Genomic DNA, 15,857 nt, shown 5'->3' with positions numbered 1-15,857 from the left:
TCGTATTCTCCTCGCGTTGTTCGGAACGTTGCAGCTTCGTGTCCCAGTTCGAAAGGGGGCACAAACGGGTCACGCCATCACTGCAACGGATTCAATAACACCCTATAGCGGAAAAATCACCTGCTGTCAGCCTGTCAAGAATCTGTTTTATAGGCCAAAATAATAGGAGTTCTGCCCGATGTCCGATGAGATGCTCATTCTTCAGCCGAAGTTCCTGACAGTCGGTGAAGGCGAGGACGCGCGGCAGATCGCCATGCTGCTGCGGCCGGCGCGGGTCGGCGCCGACCTTCCCGCCCTCGTTTGGCTATCCGGCTACCGATCCGACATGAGCGGCAGCAAGGCCGTCGAAATCGACCGGCTGGCGGAGGAGCTGGGTGCCGCCTGCATCCGCCTCGACTATTCCGGCCACGGGCTTTCCGGCGGCACCTTCACCGACGGCACGATCTCGCGCTGGCTGGAAGAGGCGCTCGCGGTGATCGGAGATACCGCCCCCGAACGGATGATCCTCATCGGCTCTTCGATGGGCGGCTGGATCGCACTCAGAGTGGCGCAGCAGCTTGCAAAAGGCGTCGGTCCGAAGCTCGAAGGCATGGTTTTGATCGCTCCGGCGCCGGATTTCACCTCCGATCTGATCGAGCCGAACCTCAAGAAGAAGGAACGCGCCTCGCTGGAGGAGCACGGCTATTTCGAGGAACGCTCGCAGTATAGTCCGGAGCCCAACATCTATACGCGCGCCCTCATCGAGGACGGCCGCCAGAACCGGGTGCTGACCGGCATTATCGAAACAGGCTGCCCGATCCATATCCTGCAGGGCATGAAAGACGCTGACGTGCCCTATCTGCATGCGATGAAACTCGTGGAACATCTTCCTGCCGACGACGTGGTGCTGACCTTCATCCGCGACGGCGACCACAGGCTGTCGCGCCCCCAGGACATCGAGCGGCTGCGCAGCGCCGTCAAAGGCCTCATCCGATAGACTGAAGCCAGTCGTCCACCAAAGAATATGCAACTGCCCGAATAGAGGACTTTGGTTGAGCAAGTCATGCTCAGCTATCCCTAAGGTTATGTCGCATTTTAACCATGTCTACGAGTTGCAAGGCCCTCCCAAGAAGTAACGATTGACTCCTTTCGGCCCTCTCCGTTAACTGTTTGTTAATAAATGAAGGGCGATGCAGGGAAGTAGGGCGTGCGGATCAAGGGTTTCCTCGTGGCCATGATGGCCGTGTTTGCAATGGCGCCGGCCGCTATTCCGGCTCCTAGCAAAAATGCCTCCATGGTGACCGGCAATGCGACATCGCAGCCGGTCGGTCACTACGACTTCTGTCAGACACACCGCAGCGAATGCGGTGCCAACCGCAATACCGGCCCGGTCGCCATGACCGGTGGAAAGTGGGCGACGGTCCGTTCAATCAACGCGACCGTCAACCGCACCATCACGCCGATGACCGACAAGGAAATCTACGGCAAGGACGAGGTCTGGGCCTATCCGACCACGGCTGGCGACTGCGAGGACTTCGCGCTTCTGAAGCGCCGTATCCTGATCCAGCGCGGCTTCTCGCCTGCCGATCTGCTGATGACAGTCGTACGCAAGCCTGATGGTGAAGGTCATGCCGTGCTGACGCTGCGCACTGCCGAAGGCGATTTCGTGCTCGACAACCTGGCTTCCGACGTCAAGCCCTGGTTTGCGACGCCCTATAGCTTCATCAAGCGCCAGTCGAGCTTCAATGCCGGCCGCTGGGTTACCATTGAGAATGGCCGCGACGTTCTGGTCGGCGCTCTCAAATAAAAAGTTTCAAAGGGGGGACTGTGAAAGAGCCGGCGCAAGCCGGCTTTTTCATTTTCAGCATTCGGAATTTGCTGCACCGGTGCCCCTGCCCTTCGCTTTGGCTCAGGGCGTTCGTCGCTGCAATCGATTCGCCGGATCGAATGCTCGGCTGCGTCGACCGATTTTTCATGTCGAGGGTGGCGCTGCCGGTGTCCGGCCCTTCGCATGGCTTCGGGCGTTCGTCGCTGCAATCGATCCACCGGATCGATTGCTCGGGCTGCGCCCGACCGATTCTTCATGTCGAGTGTTACGCTGCCGGCGCCCGGCCCTTCGCGTGGCTCAGGGCGTTCGTCGCTGCAATCGATCCACTGGATCGATTGCTCGGGCTGCGCCCGACCGCAGCTCACCCATTCCCAATCAGAATGCCGGCGGCGAGGACGAGGCTGCCGCCGACGACGACCTGGAAGGCTGCGCGCAGGAATGGGGTCTCCATATACTTGTTCTGGATGAAGGCGATCGCCCAGAGCTCGAAGAAGACGATGACGGCAGCGGTGATGGTCGCAGTCCAGAATTGCGGAATGAGGTAGGGCAGTGCGTGGCCGAGACCGCCGAGCGCCGTCATGATACCGCAGGCAAGTCCGCGCTTGATCGGCGAGCCGCGGCCGGAGATCTTGCCGTCGTCATGGGCGGCTTCCGTGAAGCCCATCGAAATGCCGGCGCCGACCGAGGCCGACAGGCCAACGAGGAAGGTCTGCCAGGTATCCTGCGTGGCAAAGGCGGCAGCGAATATCGGCGCCAGCGTCGAGACCGAACCATCCATGAGACCGGCAAGGCCCGGCTGCACATAGGTCAGGACGAACTGACGGCGCGCCGTCTCATCCTCTTCTTTCTTCACATCGTCAGGCGTGTGCTTGTCGCCCAGCATGCGGGCGATGTCTTCATGGCCCTGTTCGGCAAGCGCGAGATCGCCAAGCAACTGACGGGTGGAGGCATCGGAGGTCTGTTTGATCGCCTCGACATAGAAGCGGTAGGCCTGCTCCTCCATCGCCTCGGCTTCCTGCCTGATCGCATCGAGAGAGAGGTTGGCGCGCAGCCAGTCCGGTTTGCGCTCGTAAAAGCCCTCGACATGCTCGCGGCGGATCAGCGGGATGCGTTCACCAAAGCGCTGGCGGTGAATCTCGATCAGCGACTTGCGGTGCGTGTCCTCCACCTCGGCCATGTCTTCGAACACCTTGGCAGAGGCCGGGAACTCCTGTCGCAAATGCTCGGCGTAAGCGAGATAGATGCGTGCATCATCTTCTTCCGAGGCAATAGCGAGCGCCAGGATTTCCTGCTCAGAGAGGGAGCGGAAGGAACGTTTCGGTGATCTGAAAAAACGGGCCAACATAGGTAGTCTCCAATAATTTAGAATTATTCTAAATTTAAAGAGGCAAGCCGCGTGGGTCAAGATCAAAGCCCGGCAGGATTGATAGAATGCCGCGATTAGCCAATCGCGCTTTGCTGAGGCAGCGCGTCAACCTATATGGAGGCTGTTAGCTGCAAGCGGCACCGGGGTTAAAGATGAATAGTGAGATACAGGGACGGGCCGCGCATGTCGCCGCGATCCGTGAAAAGGCAGAGGCCGAGATGAAGGAGATCGGCGTGGACGAGGCCTTCATTTCGAAGCTGGTGGAGTCTTTCTATGGGCGGGTGCTCAGGCATCCCGAGCTCGGACCAGTCTTTGATGCACGGCTTTCCGGCCGCTGGCCCGAACATATGCAGAAGATGAAGAGCTTCTGGTCGTCCGTCGCCTTCCGCAGCGGCGCCTATGGCGGCAAACCGGTGCAGGCGCATCTCGGTGTCGCAAACATGACGCCGGAGCTTTTCCCGAAATGGCTTTCGCTGTTTTCGCAAACGCTCGACGATGTGGCGCCGACCCCGGAAGCCAAGGACTGGTTCATGGCGACGGCGGAACGAATCGCAAAGAGCCTGACGCTTTCGCTCTTCTACAATCCGGGGCTTGACGATCCCGCAAAGAAGATGGGCTGACGCTTTACTGCCTTGCCGAAAAGGTCGCGCCAGCGCTTGCGGCGACGACCAAGGCCGTTCCGGCCATCTGCAGAAGCGTCATGGGCTGTGCCAGAATGACGAAGCCTGCGAGGGCTGCAATGGCGGGTTCCAGGCTCATGAGGATGCCGAAGGAGGCCGTCGGCATCCGCCGCAGCGCGATCAGCTCCAGTGTGTAGGGCAGCAGCGGCACCAGAACGGCGAGGCCCGCCATTTCAATCAGGCCGTCGGCATCGAGCTTCGGCACGGCGCCGGCAAAACCGAAGGGCGTTGCGACCACCGCGGCAACCATGAGCGACATGGAAAGTCCTTCAAGACCCTTGAAGCTTGCGCCGATCTTCTTCGTGAGCACGATATAGATCGCCCAGCCGGTTCCCGCACCAAATGCAAAGAGAACACCGAGGGGATCTCCAACCCAGCCTTCACCGTCGTGAGCAAGAGCCAGAACGCCGAACGCGGCAATGAGCGGCCAGATAAGGCGCCGGCTCAATCCGTAGCCGATGGTCGCGACGGAAAGCGGTCCGAGAAAATCGATCGCGACGGCGAGACCGAGCGGAATACGCTCGATCGACGAGAAAAAACTCATCGTCATCAGCGCCGTGGTCGTGCCGAGGACCAGGGCACTTGTCCATTGTGCGCGGCTGTAGCTTGACATGCGCGGGCGCACGGCGATTGCCAGAAAGATGGCAGCGAAGGCGAGGCGCAGCCAAGTGGCGCCGACCGGCCCATAGGTGGCGATGGCGGAGGAAGACAGTGCCGCACCGAACTGGATCGAGGACATGGACATCAGACACATCAGCCCGCCGGCGGCCACGCCGCCAAATGCAGCAGGCGTCTTCGCCGTCAGCGTGCCCGTTCCGGCGCTCGTTCTTTCTTCCATTGATATCTCCGATTGCGCGCTCTTCATATGAGAGCAGCGCATGAGCGACAAATTCAAACTTCTGATCGGGGCAGCAAAAGGCTTGATGCGATATCAGAGGCGGCCTGAGAGGATCACCTCTTCGGCGTCTTCGAAACTCATGCCGAAGACCTTCCTGCCGATCTCGAAGCTGAAGCCGTTGCGGGCGAAGGCAGAGAGCTCCTTTGCCTTTCGTTTTTCATCAAGCTCGACGCGGCGGAACGGGCCGAAGGCGCGTTTGCGGGCGAATATCGCTGCGGCATAGAGATCGTCAGCCTCTTGCAGTGCAACCTCCACCTTGTCGCTGGAGACGCCCTTGACTGCAAGCTTCTGAGCGATGGCGCGTTTCGACTTGCCGCTGCGCACGGCGGAACGCGTGCTGATTTCAGCATAGGCGGTATCGTCGATCGCCTTGTTGTCATAGGCAAACTTGACGGCGAAATCGGCGACGGCCTTGAGCTGTGCCGCGCTGATGTCCTCGAATTTCTCCTTCGCCTTGCGGGTGATGGCGTCAAAGAGCTGCTTTTCCGTCATCATGCGCCGCTCGAGGCGATAGATGGTCGAGTTGCGTGCCCAACTCAGCATGCGGGGCGTCGGAATATCGGATGGAACGGTCTCGTCAATCATCAGGAGGAGATCAGGCTTCCAGACCCTTGAGCACATTGGCGACATTGAGGCCGATCTCCGGCACACCGTAGCCGCCCTCCATGCAGGTGACGACCGGCAGGCCGGCGGCTGAGATCATTTCGCCCATGCGAATGAAGTCCTCCGATTTCAGCCTGAAGAAAGAGATCGGATCGCGCTCAAACGTATCGACGCCGAGCGCCACGACGATGGCTTCCGCACCAAAGGCCTTGATGCGGGAAAGCGCATCGGCAAGGGCTGCCGACCAGACATCGAAACTGGTGCCGGGCGCCATCGGGTAATTGCGGTTGGCACCCTCGCCCTGCCCTTCGCCCACTTCATCGGCATGACCGAGGAAATAGGGAAAGGCGTGGATGGGATCGCCATGCAGCGAGGCGGTGAAGACATCACTGCGACGATAGAAGAGATCCTGCGTGCCATTGCCGTGATGGAAATCGACATCAAGTACGGCGACCTTCTTGGCGCCATGATCCAGCAGACGCTGGGCCGCGACGCCGGAATTGTTGATGAAGCAATAGCCGCCGAAGAGATCGATGCCGGCATGGTGGCCCGGCGGGCGGCAGAGCGCGAAGGCGAAACGGTTGCCGGTATTCAGCCAGTCCGCGCCTGTCATCGCACAGCGCATGGAGGCAACGGCTGCTTCATAGGAGCCCTTGGTGATGGACGTGTCGGCGGCATTGGCGTAATGGCCGATCGCGCCGACGATGTTTTCCGGTATGCGCTGGCTGCTGCGGCGGATGGGGAAGGAATTGGCGATTGCCTCGCCCTTATATCCCGCCGCCACCCAGCGATCCCAGACCGTCGCCAGGAATTCCAAATAGGCCGGGTCATGCACCTTGCGCGCCGTTTCAAGGTCATGCGCCCCTGGAGCAGCAACATCCGTAAAACCAGCCTCCCTCACTGCGGCGAGAATCCATTCCGCCCGGAACGGTGCCTCGAAGGGCGTCACGAGCTGGCCGTCGTGCAGCTCCGTCTTCGCATCACGCAGCTTGTGGTCTTCGGAATAGATGACGCGCACGAGTGTCCTCCGCAAATCAGTCTGTCAGACTCAAGCCTTACACAGGCCCGTCTAAAGAAAAAAGCGCTGAACACGCCTTGATCACCGCTGCAGATGACGCCACGTTCAAGCCGATTTCAGAATGCGTCCCTTTTCCTCAAGAGATTAAGCCCAATGAAAATCCTGATGGTCGATGTCGATGGCGTGCTGGTTCACGGACGGCCAGCGGACGGTCTGCCGCTCTTCACTTATCTCGAGCGCGACCTCGGCCTGTCTGCGCCGTTGCTTCAACAGGAATTCTTCAAGCCTTACTGGGTCGGTATCGTCACCGGCCAGGAGCCGATAGAGCCCCGCCTGACGGAGGTTCTCGGCCGGATCGCACCGCATCTTAACGCCCAGACCCTGCTCGACTACTGGTTCGAAAACGACTCTCGCCTCGACCGGCAGTTGCTCGACGATCTCGCCCGCCTGAAGGACAAAGGCACACTTCTTTACCTCGCCACTAACCAGGAGCACCAGCGCGCTGCTTACCTGCGTGACGTGCTGGGGCTCGGCGCGCTTTTCGACGGCATGTTCTACTCGGCCGCACTTGGCACGCGAAAGCCTTTGAGCGATTTCTTCCGGCTTGCGACGCAAGAAGTCGGCGCAGCCCCTGATGACATCGGCTTCATCGATGATGTCGAGGAGAATATCCTGGCGGCCAAGGATTTCGGCTGGAAGGCCCTGCATTGGACGCCGGCTTCAAGACTGGCCGACGCGATAGACGCCTTTACGCACCGCGATCAGGCCACGCGCTTGTAAAAGAAGGTGGTGGCGCACAGGCCGCCTTCAGGCCAGAGAGCATAATCAGGAATGACGCCGACGCGCTCCCAGCCGAGACGCGGGTAGATGGCTTCAGCATCGCTGCCGGTTGCCGTATCGAGGACGAGAATCGTTTTGCCGCGACGGGCCGCTTCGCGTTCGGCCATGTCCATCAGCAGACGCGCCAGGCCATGGCCGCGAGCGGAGCGGTGAACAAGCAGCTTCTTCAGATCGCCGCGGTGCGGCTGGTTCGGCATCTGCGCAGCGCCGACCTGCACGGTGCCGACAATTTTGCCATCCACTTCAGCGCCAAAGAGCAGGGTGGCGCCATCGGCCGCGGCTTCGGCGACACCACGCCAGTAGGGTTCGGCATCTGCGGATGTATAGGGCTGCATGAAGCCAACCGAGGCACCGCCATTGACGCAATCGGCAAGCACCTCGCAGAGGTCGGGAATCGCCGCGTGTGCCTCGGCGGCGGAGAGAAGGCGAATGGTCGGCATGATGGTCCCCTGGTAAATGAGCATGTGATTTAGTAGTCGCCGCGGTTCAGCACGACGCAATAGCGTGCCGGCGCGTGACCCGGATTGTGAAAGACATGGCCGTCGCCGACCGGCATGAAGAGACAGTCGCCGGGTTTGAGGCGATGGACGGTCTCGCCGACGGTCATTTCCAGCTCGCCGTCGAAGAGCCAGACATGCTGTGTCATGCCGCGGCTGGCGGCGTGCGGCGGGAAGCTGACCCGCGCGCCAGCCGGAAATTCGACATCGACGATATCGACATCCGAGGCTGTGCCCGGCGGCGAGACGGCGCGGCGCATATAGCCGGTTTCCGGATCGCGCCAGATCTGCTGGTCCTGACGACGCAAGAGCGGCGATGCTTCCTGCCCTTCATCGGCAAAAAACTCTGAAAGCGACAGGCCGAGCGCGGCGCAGACCCTCGCCAACAGCGAGGCTGTCGGGCTCGCTTCCGCGCGCTCGATGCGGGAGATCATCGCGCGGCTCACGCCGGAAGCAGTGGCGAGATCATCCAGTGTCAGCCCCTTTTCCACCCGCAGCCTGCGAATACGGATGCCGATTGCTTGCTCGAATTCGTGTTCCATTTTTTAATCCACGATTCCACTATAAGAGAAATACATGATCTAATGATGGAATCAAGTCCTCGCGAGCAGCCTTGCTTTCACCATGGCGGCGTCGATATATGGCAGCGACATTCAAGAGCGGAGAGCAAGATGGACGGTATTGCGCAAGGCACTGAGACGGCGGAAAGCTTTACAGCCGCCGCGTGGGACCAGATCAAGCCAATCATGGCCGAGATCGAGCGATTGCCACTGCTGGAACGTCTCTCTGATGGAACGCTGCCGCCGGAGGTTTTCCGCCACTACATCCTGCAGGATGCAATCTACCTGAAACATTATGCCCGCTGCCTTGCCATCGTCGCGGCCAAGGCGCCCGATAATGCACAGGTGCTGCGCTTTCTCGGGTCGGCTCAGAAAGCGATCACCGTCGAGCAAGGCCTGCATGCCGGTTTCCTGACGCAGTTCGGGATTTCGAGCGGGGATGTGACGGCCGCCGAACCCTCACCATCCTGCTTTGCCTATACGAATTTCCTGCTGGCGACGGCCTATCACAGTTCCTATGCCGTCGCTCTCTCCGCCATCCTGCCCTGCTTCTGGATCTACTGGCATGTCGGCGAAGGCATCAAGAGCAGGCCGGCGATCGAGGGCAATGTGTTCCAGGCCTGGATCAATACCTATGGCGACCCGCAGTTCGCCGCTGGCGCCCGCGAAGTGATCGCGCTGACGGATATTGCCGCGCGTTCCGCGTCTGCTGTGGAGCGCCAGCAGATGATGGACGCATTCGTGCGCGCCTCCCAGTATGAATGGATGTTCTGGGATTCAGCTTGGCGGCTGGAGACGTGGCCGGTCTGAACCCCGGCTCGACACTCTGCAAAATAGGGTAAACCCCGGTATAATTACCGCTTTGCGGGCGATGTGTGCGCTGCTATATGGCGCGCATGAGCACTAATCCGACGACTCCGCTATCCCATATCCGCAACTTCTCGATCGTGGCCCACATCGACCACGGCAAATCGACGCTGGCCGACCGCCTGATCCAGACGACGGGCGGCCTTGCCGAGCGCGAAATGTCCGAGCAGGTGCTCGACAACATGGATATCGAGCGCGAGCGCGGCATCACCATCAAGGCACAGACCGTGCGCCTGCACTACCAGGCGAATAACGGCGAGAAATACATTCTCAACCTCATCGACACACCCGGCCACGTCGACTTCGCCTATGAAGTCTCCCGTTCGCTTTCGGCCTGCGAAGGTTCGCTGCTTGTCGTCGACGCCTCGCAGGGCGTCGAGGCGCAGACGCTCGCCAACGTTTACCAGGCGATCGACAACAACCATGAGATCGTCACTGTCCTTAACAAGATCGACCTGCCGGCCGCTGAACCGGATCGCATCAAGGAACAGATCGAAGAAGTGATCGGCATTGATGCTTCCGAGGCCGTGCTGATTTCGGCAAAGACCGGTCTTGGCATTCCCGACGTGCTCGAAGCAATCGTTCATAAGCTGCCCGCGCCGAAGAGCGCCGGCGGCGAGAAGGCGCCGCTGAAGGCGCTGCTCGTCGACAGCTGGTACGACACCTACCTCGGCGTCATGGTTCTGGTGCGCGTCATCGACGGCGTGCTGACCAAGGGCCAGACGGTGCGGATGATGGGCACGGATGCGAAATACCAGGTGGAGCGCGTCGGTGTGCTGACACCGAAGATGGTCAATGTCGAAAGCCTTGGCCCAGGTGAGATCGGCTTCATTACCGCTTCGATCAAGGAAGTGGCCGATACGCGCGTCGGCGATACGATCACCGAGGACAAGCGGCCGACGGCTGAAGCGCTGCCGGGCTTCAAGCCGGCGCAGCCGGTGGTGTTCTGCGGTCTCTTCCCGGTCGACGCGGCCGATTTCGAGGATCTGCGCGCCGCGATGGGCAAGCTTCGCCTCAACGACGCTTCCTTCTCCTTCGAAATGGAATCGTCGGCCGCCCTCGGCTTCGGTTTCCGTTGCGGCTTCCTTGGCCTGCTGCATCTCGAAATCATCCAGGAACGGCTGGAGCGCGAGTTCGACCTCGACCTCATCGCCACCGCACCGTCCGTTGTCTACAAGATGTACATGACCGACGGCACGGAGCGCGAGCTGCACAACCCGGCCGACATGCCCGACGTCGTCAAGATCTCGGAAATCCACGAGCCGTGGATCCGCGCGACAATCCTGACGCCGGACGATTATCTCGGCGGCATCCTGAAGCTCTGCCAGGACCGACGCGGCATCCAGATCGAACTCACCTATGTCGGCACACGAGCGATGCTGACCTACGACCTGCCGCTCAACGAAGTCGTTTTCGATTTCTACGACCGGCTGAAGTCGATCTCGAAAGGCTATGCCTCCTTCGACTACACGCTCACCGACCACCGCGAGGGCAACCTCGTGAAGATGTCGATCCTCGTCAACGGCGAGCCGGTCGACGCGCTGTCGATGATGGTGCACCGGACGGCCGCCGAAAAGCGCGGCCGCGACATGTGCGAGAAGCTCAAGGAGCTGATCCCGAAGCACATGTTCAAGATCCCGATCCAGGCGGCGATCGGCGGCAACGTGATTGCCCGCGAGACGATCTCGGCACTGCGCAAGGACGTGACCGCGAAATGCTACGGCGGCGACGCCACCCGCAAGCGCAAGCTGCTCGACAAGCAGAAGGCCGGCAAGAAGCGCATGCGCCAGTTCGGCAAGGTGGAAATCCCGCAGGAAGCGTTTATTGCCGCGCTCAAGATGGGCGACGAGTAAGCTGACTATCCGGATTCAGCCCAAAATATGAACGAGAGGCTGGCCATTGCGCCAGCCTTTTGCTTTTAAAGCCCGGCCACCCAGCGGTGCCATTCGTCCTCGCTGCCCCTGAAGACGTTGAGGTCGATGCGGCCTTCGACGCCGTGCGAGAGGCCGGAGCCGGAATATTGCCAGAAGAGCCACTTGCGGTCCGGATAGACCTTCGAAGGATGTTCCGCGACCGCGCGCAGCCAGAAGTGATAGTTCTGGAATGCGCCTTCGAGATTGTCGGCGTAGAAATCCGGGGCCGTGTAGATGATTGGGCGCTTGCCGTAGTGCCGCTCGATCTTCTCCATGAAGACCTGCATTTTTTCCAGCACACGGGCGCGGGAGAGCTTCACCTTGCAGCTCGATTCGCCGTTCCATTCCACATCGATGACCGGCGGCAGTGCATCGGGATCACGCGGGACGTTGCGGATGAACCAGTCGGCCTGCTCGCCGGCCGTGCGGCACCAGTAGAAGAAATGATAGGCGCCGCGCTTGATGCCGGCTTCCTTGGCACGCCGCCAATTGGTCTTGAACATCGGATCGAGATGGTCGCCGCCATCCGTCGCCTTGATGAAGGCGAAGTTCGCGCCGCGGGTCCTCAGCGTCTCCCAATCGATGTCCCCTTGCCAGCGGGAGACGTCGACGCCGTGGACGGCGAGCTTGCGTGGCGAGATCTTGCCGAAGTTGATCGGCTTGGCATCGCGGAAACCGTAGCCATAGACGCGCGAGCGGCCACGCGTCGGCGGTTCGATGGCAGGTGCTGCCGCCATGGCGAATTCGACAGGGCGTTCGCTCGGAACCGGCATTCCGGGCTGCGAGACGGCTGAAGGCGTCACCGCCGAGAAGGCGCGGGACTCCGGCACAGGCGCTTCCCAGGCAAGGCTTGCCTGCGGCATTGCGTCGTCCGTTTCAGCTGCAGCGACTGTGGCCTGCGGCACAGATGCCGGCGGCGGGGTAACGGAAGCCGTGATTTCCTTCGAAGGCTTCGAAGTAACGCCGGCTGAAAGACTTTCCGGACCGGAAGCCGACGAGCAGCCCGCCAGAGCGAGGCAGGCAAGAAGGATCGTTGGGATAGCCGTGGAACGCATGAGCACCGTTACGCAAAACAAGAACCAGGGCGCTTCAGCCATTCTGCGAAGACACCAATCCGGAATAGCTAACGGAAAATTATCAAAAAAGACTGAATCCGAACTTTCTCTTCGCTGATTCGGCGTCAGCGGATTGCGAGGCCTCTCGCGAGTCTCTAGATCCCTTGAAAAAAGGAGCCTCCCATGACCGAAAAAGCCCGCGTCACTATCCTCTACTGCACCCAGTGTAATTGGCTGCTGCGCGCCGCCTGGATGGCCCAGGAACTGCTACAGACGTTTACGGACAGCCTTGGCGAGGTGGCTCTCATTCCCGGCACCGGCGGCAATTTCGAAATCCGCGTCAATGGCGATCTGATCTGGGAGCGCAAACGCGACGGCGGTTTTCCGGGGCCGAAGGAACTCAAGCAGCGCGTGCGCGATATCATCGAGCCCGACCGCGACCTCGGCCATACCGACCGCGCTTCGCTGGAGAGCTGAGGCTCAATTATAGGGCGAGTTGCAGGTCTTGTAGATGCCTTCATAGGTCAGGAAGCGATCGGTGCGCGGATTGTAGGACCGGTATTCGTTCCTGCACCATTGCTGATGGCGGGCCTGATTGTCTGCCGAAGGCTGCACGCGTGGTGGCTGCGGCGGATCGTAGGTCAGCCGCGGCGGCAAAGTGCCTGGCGGCTGATAATATTTCGGACCGGCGGCATTCGGCGGGCGATAGTTCGGCTGTACGTAGGCCGGGCGATGCCACTGCTGCGGACCGAAGCCGAAGCAGCCACGATAATCGCAGATCGTCGACTGCGTGTTGATAGGCCCAAGCGACGGCGAGGCGGCATTGGCCCCGGCCAACGGCACTGCGGCAAGCAAACCGGCAAGAAGAGCGGGGCGAAGGTCGAACATGGCGCGTTCCTTTCCAATATCCCCTTATATAGGGTGGAGAAACAGGCCGTGCCATCCACAGGGCCGTGGGGTGCGACCACGACTTCGTGAAGCTTTTTCACAGACTGTCAGGAAAACTTCAAAAACCCTGTTGACAGCAAAGAGCGACCCCCGTACATGGCTCTCCGTCGCCCAGATGGCGGAATTGGTAGACGCGCCAGCTTCAGGTGCTGGTACCCGAAAGGGTGTGGAGGTTCGAGTCCTCTTCTGGGCACCATTCCCATTGATCCTTAATGAGATCAAGCAGATACAGGTTCTTCCTGTTATCTGTGCCGACCGTTGTGGTGTTCGTTTTCTGGGTCTTTATTCACTGACAATAATTATGCTTGGCACTGCCACATAAATGCCGATATGCCGCACTCTGATAGGCTCATGCGCATTCAAGTTTACATCATCGCGTTTCTTCTTAGCGCCATCATGTGGGGCGTGACGTTCGATGCTGCGCGCAATGCTTATCGCGCCGCGCATACGGCTGGTTTGATGCCGAATCTGCATATCCAGCATAAGATCGACCGGATTCTTTGAGCGCTTCAATCCTGGTGAACGTCACTGTCGCTCGGAATCGTCATCATTTGCTTCCAACTCACCGACCAGAGCGCTGAAGCAGATCGCGAACGCCTTCTTCCAAAGTCACCTTGGGCGACCAGCCGGGAAGAACCGGACCATCCGTGTAAGGGGTCCATGATCTCCCCTTGACCAATGACATGATGAACGTACGGTCGCTGATGCCATGCTTGCGACACAGATCCTTGGCTCCCATCCCGGCCTGGTGTTCTTTCTGGATAACTATGATTTGCTCTTCGCTGAATCGGCTCTTCCGTATTGTCTGTCTCCTCGTTCGAGGAACAGGCTAACGTCAACCGCGGACTTTTCAGGGGAGCGGGTAAAAGCCCACCCCCTCGGAGAGAAAAGCGTCCCGCTGGCCGGCCGAATTCACCGACAATTTAGGAACATTTAACCATAAAGTGTTAAAAAAATTTCCAGATAAGCTAGAGCGAAACCAACCTGACATGACATCCGTAAGCGAGCAGATTGAACAGTTGAACGTGCAGAAGGAAGTCCGCCGAAAGGCCTTTTCTGAGGGCATGAAACTGCGCCCGCAAACGCGGGTTCGGTTGAGCGAGGGGATCTTCAGCAAGGCCGAGAAGACCGACCAGATCTCGTTGGTGAACCTGAAGGCCATCGAACGGTTCGAGCCCGACACTATCTACATATTGAACAACAATGATATCGTTCAGGCTGGGCAGAAGTATGTGGGCATGTTTGTCAACGAGCCGCGTGCCCATGTCTGTATCTGGGATTTCGACAATCATCATGACGTCGCGGCGTCCCTGAATTTTGCGGCTCTGTCCGACTTTTACGTGCCGTGCCATCCACACCACAATGAAACTTACGCGCAGGTGACCAAGGCAATGGGACGCCCCGTCAGTGCAGCGGTCATCCAGTGGTCGCGCGCCTATCTGAGCGAACATCGCGATCGCCTCCTCGCCGCGACACGCGATCCGGAGCCCCTTGGACGGCATATCCTCTATCCGCAATTCCCCGAGCGCAATGCGCTGCTGCAGACGCTGAACTTGCATTTCAAGCACGTCGGTCCGGTGGGGCGGACGTATCATGACCGTACAGAGTTAGACCGGTTGGACGAATGGGCGGCCCACATGAGCCATTGGATCATCCCGACCCGCGACGATCTGCCGATCCGCGTTTTTGATGCGCTGATCACCGGGGGGGTGCCGATCCTGCCGGCCAGCCTGAGAGACCTTCCAGCCCTGGCCCCTTTGCAGGAGCATCTGTTCTACTTCGAGCCGAGGGATGTGGAAGCCCCGCAGGCCATTGTAGAGGCAGCGAATGCACATTTCCGCATGCAGGGCGAAGCCGGTGTGCTCGCGCGTCACGAGGCGGCCATGGTAGCCGGCCATTTGGACGCGCGCGTTCAGGAAATCCTCGCGCAGATCTACGGACACCTCAATCCGGCCAATTGATCGCGACCGGGGCGCCCTCTGCTGCTGCGGAGCGTTCGATGGCATCCAGGCTGCGCAGCACTTCCTCTGCCCCGTCAAGCGGGGATGGGTTGTCGCGCACGCCACGGATCAACTCGACAAAGGCGTGCAGTTCGCGGGTTAGAGGCAGCTCTGGATCATAGGTAAGGGCGACACTGTTTCCGTCACGGATGAACGTGACTTTCTGCGCGGCTTTGTCATCGAAGGTGAGGCGTCCCTTGGTGCCCGTGGCCGTAATCCGAAAAGCTGGATCAGGCGATAGCCAGCTGGCTTCAAGGTCGAAAGGTCGCCCTTGGTAAGACAGCTGAGCAGCCACGTGAAGCGAGCGCGCTCCGCCTTCAAGCGACCGGGCCGTCGCGCGCGCTGCCGGAGTGCCGAAGATCCGTGCTGCCAGCGAGAGCGGATGTGGCAACCAATCCCAGATCACGGACGTATCGTCGCGCGGTTTGCCATTGGCGCAGAGCGCAGTTGCCGATTGGATCGGACCGATCTCTGGCAAGGCCGCACAAAAGGCCTCCGCGGCCGGATTGAACCGGTGCAGGTGGCCCGCAAAGACGTGGCCACCCGCTGCACCAGCCGCCGCCTTGAGGCGCAAGAAGTCCTTGAGGCATGTGGCCAGAGGTTTTTCAATAAAGCACGGCACCCCCGCCTCTACGAAGGGGATGGCCGAGGACACGTGATCCTTGCTCCTGTTGGCGATGATGACACCATCAACGGAAGAGCCCGGGCCGGTCAGCGGCACCCAGCGCACTTCGGGCAGGCTGTCCAGGGTAGCGCCAATGATACGCGCCCAGGCACCCCGCCCGATGAGACCCAGTGTCACCAC

At 60.2% G+C, this 15,857-nt stretch carries 18 protein-coding genes, 1 tRNA gene and 1 pseudogene; 10 read left to right on the top strand and 10 right to left on the bottom strand.

Annotated elements, in window-relative coordinates; translation table 11 throughout:
- Positions 1 to 178 precede the first annotated feature (178 nt).
- Complete coding sequence (locus PMI11_RS03340) at positions 179 to 976, top strand: alpha/beta hydrolase (RefSeq protein WP_007813299.1); 798 nt, start codon at positions 179 to 181, stop codon at positions 974 to 976.
- A gap of 210 nt (positions 977 to 1,186) precedes the next feature.
- Positions 1,187 to 1,786: a transglutaminase-like cysteine peptidase gene (locus PMI11_RS03335; protein WP_007813297.1), complete on the top strand. Its 600-nt coding sequence runs from the start codon at positions 1,187 to 1,189 to the stop codon at positions 1,784 to 1,786.
- Between the two features lie 382 nt (positions 1,787 to 2,168).
- On the opposite strand, the gene mbfA is transcribed toward PMI11_RS03335, so the two are convergent.
- Positions 2,169 to 3,152, bottom strand: coding sequence for an iron exporter MbfA (gene mbfA, locus PMI11_RS03330; RefSeq protein ID WP_007813292.1), 984 nt, complete (start codon positions 3,150 to 3,152; stop codon positions 2,169 to 2,171).
- A 173-nt stretch (positions 3,153 to 3,325) separates the two neighbouring features.
- Between mbfA and PMI11_RS03325 the strand changes: the two genes are divergently transcribed.
- Complete coding sequence (locus PMI11_RS03325; RefSeq protein ID WP_037070612.1) at positions 3,326 to 3,793, top strand: group III truncated hemoglobin; 468 nt, start codon at positions 3,326 to 3,328, stop codon at positions 3,791 to 3,793.
- Positions 3,794 to 3,797: 4 nt separating this feature from the next.
- On the opposite strand, the gene PMI11_RS03320 is transcribed toward PMI11_RS03325, so the two are convergent.
- The 3 genes from PMI11_RS03320 to PMI11_RS03310 all read right to left on the bottom strand — a co-directional run bounded on the left by PMI11_RS03320 (position 3,798) and on the right by PMI11_RS03310 (position 6,372).
- A complete protein-coding gene (locus PMI11_RS03320; RefSeq protein WP_007813289.1) occupies positions 3,798 to 4,691 on the bottom strand; it encodes an EamA family transporter in 894 nt (297 codons plus the stop codon).
- Between the two features lie 93 nt (positions 4,692 to 4,784).
- The gene (gene recX, locus PMI11_RS03315; RefSeq protein ID WP_037070611.1) at positions 4,785 to 5,336 is read right to left on the bottom strand and encodes a recombination regulator RecX; all 552 of its coding nucleotides are present in this window, start codon (positions 5,334 to 5,336) and stop codon (positions 4,785 to 4,787) included.
- Positions 5,337 to 5,346: 10 nt separating this feature from the next.
- Positions 5,347 to 6,372: a histone deacetylase family protein gene (locus PMI11_RS03310; RefSeq protein WP_007813285.1), complete on the bottom strand. Its 1,026-nt coding sequence runs from the start codon at positions 6,370 to 6,372 to the stop codon at positions 5,347 to 5,349.
- 153 nt (positions 6,373 to 6,525) lie between these two features.
- Here PMI11_RS03310 and PMI11_RS03305 point away from each other — a divergent pair, with 153 nt between their 5' ends.
- Positions 6,526 to 7,152 carry an HAD-IA family hydrolase gene (locus PMI11_RS03305; RefSeq protein ID WP_007813284.1) on the top strand — a complete coding sequence of 209 codons (627 nt, stop codon included), beginning with the start codon at positions 6,526 to 6,528 and terminating at the stop codon, positions 7,150 to 7,152.
- Here PMI11_RS03305 and PMI11_RS03300 read toward each other — a convergent pair.
- Together PMI11_RS03300 and PMI11_RS03295 are read right to left on the bottom strand one after the other, a co-directional pair.
- Positions 7,134 to 7,652, bottom strand: a complete 519-nt coding sequence (locus PMI11_RS03300; protein WP_007813281.1) for a GNAT family N-acetyltransferase — start codon at positions 7,650 to 7,652, stop codon at positions 7,134 to 7,136. The genes PMI11_RS03305 and PMI11_RS03300 overlap by 19 nt on opposite strands.
- Positions 7,653 to 7,681: 29 nt before the next feature.
- Entirely contained in the window at positions 7,682 to 8,251 is a 570-nt protein-coding gene (locus PMI11_RS03295) for a helix-turn-helix domain-containing protein (protein WP_007813279.1), read from the bottom strand.
- 129 nt (positions 8,252 to 8,380) lie between these two features.
- On the opposite strand from PMI11_RS03295, the gene tenA reads away from it, so the two are divergent.
- Entirely contained in the window at positions 8,381 to 9,079 is a 699-nt protein-coding gene (tenA, locus tag PMI11_RS03290) for a thiaminase II (protein WP_007813276.1), read from the top strand.
- Between the two features lie 77 nt (positions 9,080 to 9,156).
- Entirely contained in the window at positions 9,157 to 10,989 is a 1,833-nt protein-coding gene (lepA, locus tag PMI11_RS03285) for a translation elongation factor 4 (protein WP_007813275.1), read from the top strand.
- Between the two features lie 65 nt (positions 10,990 to 11,054).
- Here the strand turns inward: lepA and PMI11_RS03280 are convergent, their stop codons facing one another.
- A complete protein-coding gene (locus tag PMI11_RS03280) occupies positions 11,055 to 12,104 on the bottom strand; it encodes a glycoside hydrolase family 25 protein (RefSeq protein ID WP_037070610.1) in 1,050 nt (349 codons plus the stop codon).
- Positions 12,105 to 12,287: 183 nt separating this feature from the next.
- On the opposite strand from PMI11_RS03280, the gene PMI11_RS03275 reads away from it, so the two are divergent.
- Entirely contained in the window at positions 12,288 to 12,581 is a 294-nt protein-coding gene (locus tag PMI11_RS03275; protein WP_007813273.1) for a SelT/SelW/SelH family protein, read from the top strand.
- Between the two features lie 3 nt (positions 12,582 to 12,584).
- Here the strand turns inward: PMI11_RS03275 and PMI11_RS03270 are convergent, their stop codons facing one another.
- Positions 12,585 to 12,992: a BA14K family protein gene (locus PMI11_RS03270; RefSeq protein ID WP_007813271.1), complete on the bottom strand. Its 408-nt coding sequence runs from the start codon at positions 12,990 to 12,992 to the stop codon at positions 12,585 to 12,587.
- Between the two features lie 169 nt (positions 12,993 to 13,161).
- Between PMI11_RS03270 and PMI11_RS03265 the strand changes: the two genes are divergently transcribed.
- Together PMI11_RS03265 and PMI11_RS37655 are read left to right on the top strand one after the other, a co-directional pair.
- A tRNA-Leu gene (locus PMI11_RS03265) sits at positions 13,162 to 13,248 on the top strand.
- 155 nt (positions 13,249 to 13,403) lie between these two features.
- Complete coding sequence (locus tag PMI11_RS37655) at positions 13,404 to 13,556, top strand: hypothetical protein (RefSeq protein ID WP_162831968.1); 153 nt, start codon at positions 13,404 to 13,406, stop codon at positions 13,554 to 13,556.
- A 184-nt stretch (positions 13,557 to 13,740) separates the two neighbouring features.
- Here the strand turns inward: PMI11_RS37655 and PMI11_RS37200 are convergent.
- Positions 13,741 to 13,854: pseudogene (locus tag PMI11_RS37200) on the bottom strand (transposase); the annotation flags it as partial.
- Between the two features lie 187 nt (positions 13,855 to 14,041).
- Between PMI11_RS37200 and PMI11_RS03260 the strand changes: the two are divergent.
- A complete protein-coding gene (locus PMI11_RS03260; protein WP_007813267.1) occupies positions 14,042 to 15,013 on the top strand; it encodes a hypothetical protein in 972 nt (323 codons plus the stop codon).
- Here PMI11_RS03260 and PMI11_RS03255 read toward each other — a convergent pair.
- Positions 14,997 to 15,857 (bottom strand): Gfo/Idh/MocA family protein, encoded by an 861-nt coding sequence (locus tag PMI11_RS03255; RefSeq protein ID WP_007813265.1) that lies wholly within the window; start codon positions 15,855 to 15,857, stop codon positions 14,997 to 14,999. The two genes, PMI11_RS03260 and PMI11_RS03255, sit on opposite strands and share 17 nt — an antisense overlap.

Origin of the sequence: Rhizobium sp. CF142 (assembly GCF_000281145.1) — a bacterium.
GTDB lineage: Bacteria > Pseudomonadota > Alphaproteobacteria > Rhizobiales > Rhizobiaceae > Rhizobium.
Note: the sequence above shows the minus strand (reverse complement) of the source record. Positions and strands in the feature narration are given on the sequence as shown.